Annotated in this window: 7 protein-coding genes; 3 read left to right on the forward strand and 4 right to left on the reverse strand. The window is 70.5% G+C overall.

Features of this window, described 5'->3' with window-relative positions; genetic code table 11:
- Nucleotides 1–545: 545 nt before the first annotated feature.
- The 3 genes from ACZ63D_RS28575 to ACZ63D_RS28585 all read right to left on the reverse strand — a co-directional run bounded on the left by ACZ63D_RS28575 (nucleotide 546) and on the right by ACZ63D_RS28585 (nucleotide 5,238).
- Nucleotides 546–2,246: a DEAD/DEAH box helicase gene (locus ACZ63D_RS28575; protein ID WP_465357429.1), complete on the reverse strand. Its 1,701-nt coding sequence runs from the start codon at nucleotides 2,244–2,246 to the stop codon at nucleotides 546–548.
- A 331-nt stretch (nucleotides 2,247–2,577) separates the two neighbouring features.
- On the reverse strand, nucleotides 2,578–3,534 hold the full coding sequence (locus tag ACZ63D_RS28580; protein ID WP_465357430.1) for a serine protein kinase RIO: 957 nt from the start codon (nucleotides 3,532–3,534) through the stop codon (nucleotides 2,578–2,580).
- 186 nt (nucleotides 3,535–3,720) lie between these two features.
- Nucleotides 3,721–5,238, reverse strand: coding sequence for an FAD-dependent oxidoreductase (locus tag ACZ63D_RS28585; protein ID WP_465357431.1), 1,518 nt, complete (start codon nucleotides 5,236–5,238; stop codon nucleotides 3,721–3,723).
- Between the two features lie 93 nt (nucleotides 5,239–5,331).
- Between ACZ63D_RS28585 and ACZ63D_RS28590 the strand changes: the two genes are divergently transcribed.
- Nucleotides 5,332–5,934, forward strand: a complete 603-nt coding sequence (locus ACZ63D_RS28590; protein ID WP_465357432.1) for a TetR/AcrR family transcriptional regulator — start codon at nucleotides 5,332–5,334, stop codon at nucleotides 5,932–5,934.
- A 166-nt stretch (nucleotides 5,935–6,100) separates the two neighbouring features.
- Here the strand turns inward: ACZ63D_RS28590 and ACZ63D_RS28595 are convergent, their stop codons facing one another.
- The gene (locus ACZ63D_RS28595) at nucleotides 6,101–7,087 is read right to left on the reverse strand and encodes an aldo/keto reductase (protein ID WP_465357433.1); all 987 of its coding nucleotides are present in this window, start codon (nucleotides 7,085–7,087) and stop codon (nucleotides 6,101–6,103) included.
- Nucleotides 7,088–7,170: 83 nt separating this feature from the next.
- Here ACZ63D_RS28595 and ACZ63D_RS28600 point away from each other — a divergent pair, with 83 nt between their 5' ends.
- Nucleotides 7,171–8,718: a phytoene desaturase family protein gene (locus ACZ63D_RS28600; RefSeq protein ID WP_465357434.1), complete on the forward strand. Its 1,548-nt coding sequence runs from the start codon at nucleotides 7,171–7,173 to the stop codon at nucleotides 8,716–8,718.
- Nucleotides 8,719–8,722: 4 nt separating this feature from the next.
- On the forward strand, nucleotides 8,723–9,808 hold the full coding sequence (locus tag ACZ63D_RS28605; protein ID WP_465357435.1) for an NAD(P)/FAD-dependent oxidoreductase: 1,086 nt from the start codon (nucleotides 8,723–8,725) through the stop codon (nucleotides 9,806–9,808).
- Nucleotides 9,809–10,018: the final 210 nt, after the last annotated feature.

The raw sequence follows: 10,018 nt of genomic DNA on the forward strand, positions 1-10,018 counted from the left end.
GTGGTGGTTGGCGTGGTGGTTCTGGGGCTGGCTGTGGGGTGGTTCGGGGTGGGGTTCTGCGTGGCGACTGCCGTTGCGGCGGGGTGTGGTGGTTGTGGGGTGGTTCGGCGGGTGGGGCGTTGCGTGGCGACCGCCGTTTCGCCGGGGCGCGGTGGTTTCGGGGTTGGCTGTGGGGTGGTTCGGCGGGTGGGGCTCTGCGAGGTGACCGCCGTTGCGGCGGGATGTGGTGGTTGGCCTGGTGGTTCCGGGGTTGGCTGTGGGGTGGTTCGGCGGGTGGGGTTCTGTGTGGCGACTGCCGTTGCGGCGGGATGTGGTGGTTGGCCTGGTGGTTCCGGGCCTGGCGGGGCGTGGCCCGGCGCGCGAAGCCCCTGCTTGGCCACGGGCGCTGCGCCGGACGTGGCCCGCGGGGCGCGGTGAGGGGCGCGGGCTGGCGGCCAGCCCAGCGCGGCCGTTGCGGTGGGCGATCCGGCGCGGCAGGCGAAACGCGCCCGGAAACGAAGAACGGCCCCGCCGAAGCGGGGCCGTTCTCAGTGATCAAGCGTCAATCAGGCGTCGTGTCCACGACGCGGGCCACGGCTCGGGCGGCCAAAACCGCCGCCGGAGCGCGACTGCTGACGGCTGCGGCTGTAACCGCCGCCGCCTCGGTTTTCCCGGGAGCCGTAGCCGCCTTCGCGGGCGTAGCCACCCTCACGACCGCCTTCACGCGCGTAGCCGCCTTCGCGACCACCCTCGCGGGCGTAACCGCCTTCACGAGGAGCCCGGCCTTCGTACGAGCCGCGGTTGTAGCCGCCGCCTTCGCGGGAGCCACGGTCGTCGCGAGAGCCGTAGCCGCCGCGGCCGCCTTCGCGGGAACCGCGGTAGCCGCCGCCTTCGCGCGAGCCGCGGAAACCGCCGCGGTCGCCGCCGAAGCCTCGGCCGCCGGAGCGGCGCGGGGATTCCCGACGACGCTCCACGATCGGCTCGCCGCTCGGCTCGCGGGCGCCGGTGATGCGCGACAGGTCCTCGTCGTGGGTGCGGATCATCGTGGTCTCGGCGCGCACGCCTGCCCGGTCGGTCATCCGGCGGACGGTGCGCCGCTGGTCGTGCGTCACCAGGGTGACGACGATGCCGGACGCGCCCGCTCGAGCCGTGCGGCCCGCGCGGTGCAGGTAGTCCTTGTGGTCCGCGGCCGGGTCGACGTGCAGCACCAGCGAGATGTCGTCGACGTGGATGCCGCGCGCGGCGACGTCGGTGGCCACCAGGACCGCCGCGTGGCCTTCCTTGAAGTCGGCCAGGACGCGGTTGCGCTGGCCTTGGGTCTTGCCGCCGTGCAGCGCCACCGCGTGCACGCCGCTTTCGCGCAGCCGCTCGGTGAGCCGGTCCACGTGGTGCTTGGTGCGCACGAACATGATCGTGCGGCCCTCGCGGGCGCCGATCCGGGTGATGATGTCCTGCTTGTCCGAGTGCGACACCTGGAACAGGTGGTGGTCCATGGTGGTGACGCTCGCGGTCGACGGCGCGACCGAGTGCGTGACCGGGTCGGCCAGGTACTGCCGGACCAGCTTGTCGACGTCGCCGTCGAGCGTCGCGGAGAACAGCAGCCGCTGCCCGCCGGGCGGGGTGAGGTCCATGATCTCGCGGACCTGCGGCATGAAGCCCATGTCGGCCATCTGGTCGGCCTCGTCGAGCGCGATGAAGTTGCAGTCGCCGAGCGAGGCGGTGCCCTGGCGGACGTGGTCCGACAGCCGGCCCGGGGTGGCGATCAGCAGGTCGACGCCGCGGGCGAGCGATTCCGCCTGGCGGCCGAACGACATGCCGCCGACCGCGGTGCGGCACCACAGGCCGAGGGACTTGGCGAGCGGGGTCAGCGAGTCGGCCACCTGCATGGCCAGCTCGCGGGTCGGCACCAGCACGAGCGCGCGGGGGCGCTTCGGGCGGGCCTTGCCGCCGTCGAGCCGGGCCAGGATGGCCAGGCCGAAGGCCAGCGTCTTGCCGGAGCCGGTCTGGGCGCGGCCCAGCACGTCGCGTCCGGCCAGCGCGTCCGGGATGGTCGCGGACTGGATCGGGAACGGCGCGTCGATGCCCGCCTCGGAGAGCGCCCGCAGCAGCGGCTCGGGCAGGCCCAGCTGGGCGAAGGTCTTCACGGCGGGGGTTTCCACCGTGTCGTCGTGGAGAATGTCTCCACCGGCCGGCCGGTGCCGCGGCTTGCGCTCGGGGCGGCCCGCGCGGGAGCGGGCGGACTGGCCGGAGTCGTACGTGATGGTCACAAATGCCTCTCGGACGTGGCACGTCGCAAGGAGGCCCGGGCTGCCCGCGCGCAGGCAGGGCAAGATGGTGTGGCGATGGGCGTTCACAGGGACGGACCCGGTGCGCCTAGCCATGGCGTGGCACACCGACGGAAATTGCTTCGGATGGCCGCGAGTCCTTCTGCGGACTGTGGAGGCGACGGACACCAACTCATCCACGCCGCCGTTGCGGTCTTACACACTCTACCTGAGAGAGCGCGGTTGCCCCGCACCCAGGTGCGCGGTTGTGGGCGGGGTCGCAGGTGTGGCCTGTCGCACACCCTGGCCCTCGCCCGCGACCCCGCCCACGCGCTCAGCCGAGACCGGCTGCCTTTTCCAGTTCCCGCACCAGGTCATCGGTGCCGGTGACCTGTTCGGACAGTCCGCGGCCGTGGAACCAGCCGGCGAGATTCGCGACGTCGCGGGCCAGGAATTCCCGGCCGCGCGGGTTCGCGATCACGTCGACTGCCTGGGGCAGGTCGATCACCATCAGGTGGCCTTCGTGCACCAGGACGTTGTACGCGGATAAGTCGCCGTGCGCGAGCCCTTGTCCCGCCAGGAGTTCCAGCGCGGACACGGCTTGCTCCCACAGGTCGGCCAGCTCGTCCGGCTCGGGCCGCAGCTGCGCCAGCCGGGGTGCCGCCGTGCCGTCGGGTTCGCCGAGGAACTCCAGCAGGATCTCGGTGCCGTGCCGCTGCACCGGATACGGCACCGGCGCGCCGATCGTCCACAAGCGACTGAGAACGGCGAACTCGGCCACCGCCCATTGTTCGGCGATCAGGTTGCGGCCGAACGAGGTGCGCCCGGCCATCGCGCGCATCTCGCGGGACCGGCGCATCCGCCTGCCCTCGAGATAACCCGCGTCGCGATGGAACAGCTTGTGCTCGTCTGAGCGGTATCGCTTGGCTGCCAGCAGAACTCCTTCTTCTCCGGGAAGGCCGCGGCGCAGCAGGTGCACGTCCGCTTCCTTGCCGGTCTTGAGCACGCCGAGGTCGGTGTCGACCGCGGCGAGTTCGGTGACCACCCAGTGGGGCCGGGGATGCGGGCCCTGGTCGGCGTCGTCCCAGGTGGTCCATCGGTCGGCGCCGTCGGGCAGTTCGGTTTCGGTGTAGGCGTCTTCGCGAAGCTGGGCGAGCCGGACTCGCTCGGCTTCGGTGAGCCGTCCCCGGCGTGCCGGGGCGGGCTGGTCGTCGTAACGGGGGCGACGGCGCATCCGGCGGCCGGAGTAGTCGGAGGCGTCGGCGAATTCGTCGAAATCGTGCTCGCGCACTGGTGGGTTCTCCTAGATCAGGGTGCCCACCGGGCGAGCGCGTGCTCTAGCCGAGGTGGGCGGGCGGAAGTGGGCAGGACAGCGCCCGGACAATCTCCACGACGCACCTCCCTTTCTTCCGGCAGCCGGCGGCATCCCGCCGGACGACGATCACCTTGCCGCCACCCTCGAACCCGCGCAACTGATTTATTTCGCGCCCGCCCAGCGCGCGAGCGCGGCGTCGAGAAGCTTCTGGTCGTCACCTCCTGAACTCGCCCAGGCGATCACTCCGTCCGGGCGGACGAGAAGGCTCGGTTCGTCCGCGGGATCAGCCACGTACGCGAGCCGGTCGGCCAAGCCGGACACCGCGAACCGGCCGTCGGGGGAGCGGTCGACGAGCACGAACCGGCCGTCGTGCGCGTGGTCGGCGAGCCGGGTTCCGGACGTCAGCTCGACGTCCCCGGCGATCGACCCGACCGGAGCGGCGGCGTCAGCGTCGGAGACGTCGTAGTGCTGCAGGATTCCGGACGACAGCGCGACGATGCGGTTCATCGCGGCAGGCACCCGAAGCAGTTCGCCGCCGACGATCTTGCGCAGCTGTTCGGTGCGTTCGTCGCCGCGCAAGAGCGCGACTTGGGCGCGGGTCCAGTCGAGCACCCCTGCGCCGATCGGGTGGCGTTCGGTTTCGTAGGTGTCGAGCAGCCCCTCCGGAGCCCAGCCCTGGACGGTCGCCGCGAGCTTCCAGCCGAGGTTCGCCGCGTCGCCGAGGCCGAGGTTCAGGCCTTGTCCGCCGAGCGGGGAGTGGACGTGCGCCGCGTCGCCGGCCAGGAACACCCGGCCGTACCGGTAGTGCCGAGCCTGGCGCCCGTTGTCGGTGAACCGCGTTGCCCGGCCTTGGATTCCGGTGATGGTGACCGGCACTCCGGTGACGTCGCGGACGGCTTCCTGCAGTTCTTCCACCGAGACCGGCGCGTCGCGATCTCGAGGCGGCTGCCGGAACCGGCTGAGGAAGATGCGGCCGGGAACCGGGCCGTACGCGTAGACGCCGCGTGGCGTCCAAGTCCACCCGGGGCGCAGGCCGCTCGCGTCCTCGAAGTCGGCGATGGCCTGGTAGCCGGTCATTTCCGGGTCCGTGCCGACGAACTCGGCCCCGAGTTGCTTCCGGATGACGCTCCGCCCGCCGTCGGCAGCGACGAGCCAGCTCGCGGTGAACTCGCCCGCGCTCGTTTTGACGGTGACGGATTCGTCGGCTGCCTGCACGCGGTGCACCTCGACCCCGCGCCGGAGGTCGACGCCGAGCTTGGCGCAATGTTCGCCGAGCATCTGCTCGACTTCCTGCTGCGGCACACCGAGCCCGTTCGACACCGCCCGGTGCGCGGCGAGCACCGGGTCGCTCTGGTCGATCAGGTCGTTGTCGAACAGAAACCCGGCGAAGTGCCCGGCGGCCAGGAACCGGCGGCCGCTCCGTCTGGCGGCTTCGACCGCCGGACCAAATTTCCCGGCCGATTCGAGGAATCGCCGCTGCGCTTCCTCCGCCGCGGGCAGCAGGCCGCGCCGGTCGAGCAGTTCGGCGCTGGCGACGTTGACCGAACCGGCCTTGATGGTCGGATCCGGCTCCGGCAGCCGGTCCAGCACGGTCACCGCCACCCCGCGCAGCGCGAGTTCCGCCGCGACGAACAGCCCGGTGGGCCCGGCCCCCGCGACGATCACCTCAGTCCGCTCCATGTCGTGCTCCTCCTTTACCCTTGCCCGACGGCTTAACCAAGTGTGCTTACCGGGTAAGCTTACCAGGTAAAGGTAACACGGAAGGGTGGACTCATGCCCAATCGCGGCGACCGGGGCGGGGCGAAGACGCGGGCGCGGATCGCCGAGGTCGCGACCGGGCTGTTCCTGGAACGCGGGTTCGACGCGGTCACGATCGCCGAGGTCGCCGCCGCGGCCGGGGTGTCCAAGGTGACGGTGTTCTCGCACTTCGAGCGCAAGGAAGACCTGCTGCTGGACCGGTTGCCCGAGGCGATCGAACTGGTGCGGTCGGCGGTCCGCGAGCGGACCGGCGGAGTGGTGGACGCGCTCCGGCAGCTCGCGCTGAGGCTGCTCGAAGAGGAGCACGTGCTGTCCGGCCTTGGCGGCGACATCGATCCGTTGATGCGGACGGTCGCGGAGTCGCCCGCGTTGATCGCGCGGCTGCGGGCGTTCGGGTACGAGATGGAGGCCGAGCTGGCCGCCGAACTCGCCGCGGACGAACGGTTTTCCGGGGACGCGCCGCTGGTCGCGGCGCTGGTGGTGGCGGCCTACCGGACGGTGGCGGTCGAGACGATCCGGCGGCGGCTGGAGGGGGAGGATCTCGCTGAGCTGGCGGAATCGCACCGGGAGCGGGTGACGCGGGCGTTCGACGTCGTGGAGCGCTTGGTCGGCGGATGACGCCGGATCGCCGCGGCCTCGGTTCGCGCGGCACGGAACCGAAGCCGGGGAGCCGCTGAACGTCCGCAGCTGCAAGCTCCAGCCGGGCGTGAAGCAGATCGCCCCGGGAAACACTGTCGTCGAGGCGGCGCTGGATCCTCGGTGTCCAGCGCCGCCTCGGATCGGGTCAGCGGTTGACGAACGCGAGGTGTGCCGCGTCGTAGCGCTCGCCCGCGAAGTTCTCCGGCGCGGCGACGGCTTCGATCGCGGCGAGATCCGCGGCGGTCAGCTCGACGGCCAAGGCCGCGAGGTTTTCCTCCAGGTACCGCTTGCGCCGCGTGCCCGGGATCGGCACGACGTCCTCGCCGCGCGCCTGTACCCAGGCCAGCGCCAGCTGTCCGATCGTGACTTCCTTCGCGGCGGCCAGTTCCTCCAGTTTCGCCACGATGGCGAGGTTCCGGTCGAGGTTGCCGTCGGCGAAACGGGGCTGGTAGCGGCGCACGTCGTTGTCCGCCATCGTTTCGGTGGAGCGGTAGCGGCCGGTCAGGAAACCGCGGCCGAGCGGGGAGAACGGGACGATGCCGATGCCGAGTTCGCGACAGGACGGCGCGATTTCGGCTTCCAGGTCGCGGGTCCACAGCGACCATTCGCTCTGCAACGCCGCGATCGGGTGGACCGCGTGCGCGCGCCGGATGGTCTGCGCGCTCGCCTCGGAAAGCCCGAGGTGGCGGACTTTCCCGGCCCGCACCAGCTCCGCCATCGCGCCGACGGTTTCCTCGATCGGAGTGTCCGGGTCGACGCGGTGGAGGTAGTACAGGTCGATGTGGTCGACGCCGAGCCGCCGCAGCGAGGCGTCGCAAGCCTGGCGCACGTAGGCGGCGTCGCCGCGGACTTCGGTCGGTTCGCCGAGGCGGTTCGCGATGCCGAATTTGGTGGCCAGCACGACCTCGTCCCGGCGGTCGGCGATCGCGCGGCCGATCAGTTCCTCGTTGTGGCCGGAGCCGTAGAAATCAGAGGTGTCCAGAAAGTTCACCCCGAGGTCGACGGCGTGGCGCAGCGTTTCGATCGACTGCGCGTCGTCGGTCGCGCCGTAGCCGTGGCTCATTCCCATGCAGCCCAAGCCCTGTGCGGAAACCGTCAGTCCGCCGAGGCGCCGGATCGGGACGTCGGTCATGGTCGCTCCTTCTGCGCGGGATCTTGTCTTCGGCGACGCTAAAACCTGGAGCGCGCTCCAGAGCAAGCACTAGGCTCGCGACGGTGGACTACGACGCGGTGATCGTGGGTGGCGGGCACAACGGGCTCGTCGCCGCCGCCTATCTGGCCCGGGCCGGGCGCTCGGTGCTGGTGCTCGAGCGGCGTGGCGAAATCGGCGGCGCGGCGGTGTCGTTCCGGGCCTTCCCCGGTGTAGACGTCCGGCTCTCGCGCTATTCGTACCTGGTCAGCCTGCTGCCGAAGCGGATCGCGGCCGAGCTCGGGCTGGAGGTCCAGCTGCTGCGACGACGGATGTCGTCCTATACCCCGGCTGGCGACACGGGTCTCCTTGTCGACACGGGCGACGACGAGCGGACCGGTGCGTCGTTCCGCGCAGTCACTGGGTCCACAAAGGACTATGCGGCCTGGCAACGGTTTTACGCCTCGGCGGCGCGAGTAGCGGCGGCGAGTTTCGACTCGCTGACCGAGCCGTTGCCGACGCGTGCCGAGCTGCGGCAACGGATCGGTGACGACGAGGCGTGGGCGACGTTTTTCGAGCGTCCGGCGGGGGAAACGCTGCGCGAACTGTTCGAGGACGACGTCGTGCGCGGGGTCGTACTCACCGACGCGTTGATCGGCACCTTCGCCTCCGCGGACGATGAACAGCTGCGGCAGAACCGTTGCCTGCTTTACCACCTCATCGGCAACGGCACTGGTGACTGGGACGTTCCGGTCGGCGGAATGGGCGCGGTCACCGACGCGCTCTCCGACGTTGCTCGCCGCGCTGGAGCGGTGCTGGTCACCGGTGCCGAGGTGCTTTCGGTGACGCCGGACGGGGAAGTCCGTTACCGCGAGGGCGATACGGAACGCGTGGTGGTCGGCGGGCATGTGCTGGCGAATGTCGCACCGCGAACGCTTGCCCGGTTGCTCGGTGAGGAGCCTGTGGAGTCGCCGGAGGGTGCGCAGCTGAAGGTGAACATGGTGCTGCGTCGTTTGCCTCGGTTGCGGGACGCGGCAGTCGATCCACGGGACGCGTTCGGCGGGACTTTCCATGTCAACGAATCGTTTTCGCAGCTCGAAACCGCCTACCGGGAGGCTGCGGAGGGCCGGATCCCGACGGTGCCGCCATGTGAGATCTACTGTCATTCGCTGACTGATCCGTCGATCCTCGGCCCCGCCGAGCGGGAGGCGGGCGTGCAGACGCTGACGTTGTTCGGGCTGCACATGCCAGCTCGGTTGTTCGAGGCGGACAACGACGGGGCGCGAGCGGAAGCGTTGCGGGCCACTTTGGCGTCGCTGGACAGCGTGCTCGCGGAGCCGATCGAGGACTGCCTGCTGCTGGATGCCGCCGGGAAACCGTGTATTGAAGCCAAAACGCCGGTGGACCTGGAGGCGGAGCTGGGATTGCCTCGCGGGCACATCTTCCACCGCGATCTGTCGTGGCCGTACGGCGACGAGGAGACGGCGGGGACCTGGGGCGTCGAGACCGCGCACGAGAGGGTGCTCCTGTGCGGGGCCGGGGCGGTGCGCGGCGGCGGGGTGAGCGGGATTCCCGGGCACAACGCGGCGATGGCGGTGCTCGGTCGACGGTTCGGCGTCCGGCGGGCAGGGTGAAGACATGCGCGTGATCGTGATCGGCAGCGGGATCGGCGGGGCTTCGACGGCTTACCATCTGGCGCTGCACGGAGCGGAAGTCGTAGTGGTGGACGCGGATCGGGCCGGGGCGGCTACCGATGCCGGGGCCGGGATTGTCAGCCCTTGGACGTCTGCCTGGGACGAAGCGGTTTATCCGCTCGCGGCCGCTGCTGGGCGGTACTACCCGGTTTTGGCGGCTGAACTGGCCGAGGCTGGGCATGAGTCGTCGTATGAAGTGGTGGGCGGGATGGTGGTGTCGGCTCTGGAGGACGAGCTGACCGCGGCTTATGACCGGCTTCTTGGGCGGGCGGCGGACGCGCCGGAGGCTGGGGTGGTGGAGAGGCTTGACCCGGGGCAGGCCCGGGAGCTTTTTCCGCCGTTGGCGCCGGAGCTGGCGGCGGTGCATTTGTCGGGGGCTGGCCGGGTGGACGGGCGGGTGTTGCGGCGGGCGTTGATTTCCGCGGCGATTGACCGGGGGGTTGAGTTCGTGACCGCGGAGGCTTCGCTGGGGCCGGGGTTGCGGGTGCGGGCTGGGGCGGAGGAGTTGACTGGGGACGCGGTGGTGCTCGCTGCTGGGGCGTGGTCTCGGGAGGTTGCCGAGGCGGTGGGGGTGGCGGTGCCGGTTTCGCCGCAGCGGGGGCAGATCAGTCACTTTGAGCTGCCGGGGGTGGATACGTCGGGGTGGCCGGTGGTGTTGCCTCGGACTGGGCATTACTTGCTGGCGTTTTCTGGCGGGCGGGTGGTGGCTGGGGCTACTCGGGAGAGTGGGGCCGGGTTTGATCATCGGGTGACTGTGGCTGGGCAGCGGGAGGTGCTGGAGCAGGCGTTGGCTGTTGCGCCTGGGTTGGGGGACGCGGGGTTGGTGGAGACTCGGGTGGGGTTTCGGCCTGCTTCGCCGGATGGGGTGCCGTTGCTGGGGCAGGTCGCGGCTGGGTTGTTTGTGGTTACTGGGTTTGGGGCGGGTGGGCTTACGTTGGGGCCGGTTGGGGGGAAGTTGGTGGCGGAGTTGGTTTTGGGGGTGGATGTGCCGGGGGAGTTGTTGGCTGGGTGTGGGGTGGGGCGGTTTTGAGGCTCCGGCGGCTCGTCGCCCCTGGGGGCGACATTGCGCCTCATCTTGCTTGGGGGCACCCCGAAGCTGATTGTGCTGACGGTCGGCGGGTGCTTGTCAAGGCGGGAAAGATGCCTTTCCCAAGACCCCACCAACACCGGGCAAGGTTCGTTTCCGGTTGCAAGGGCGGGGGTTGTTTTGATTGTTTTGTTGGTGTTCGGGATGTCGTTT

Source organism: Amycolatopsis sp. NPDC104775 (assembly GCF_055583325.1).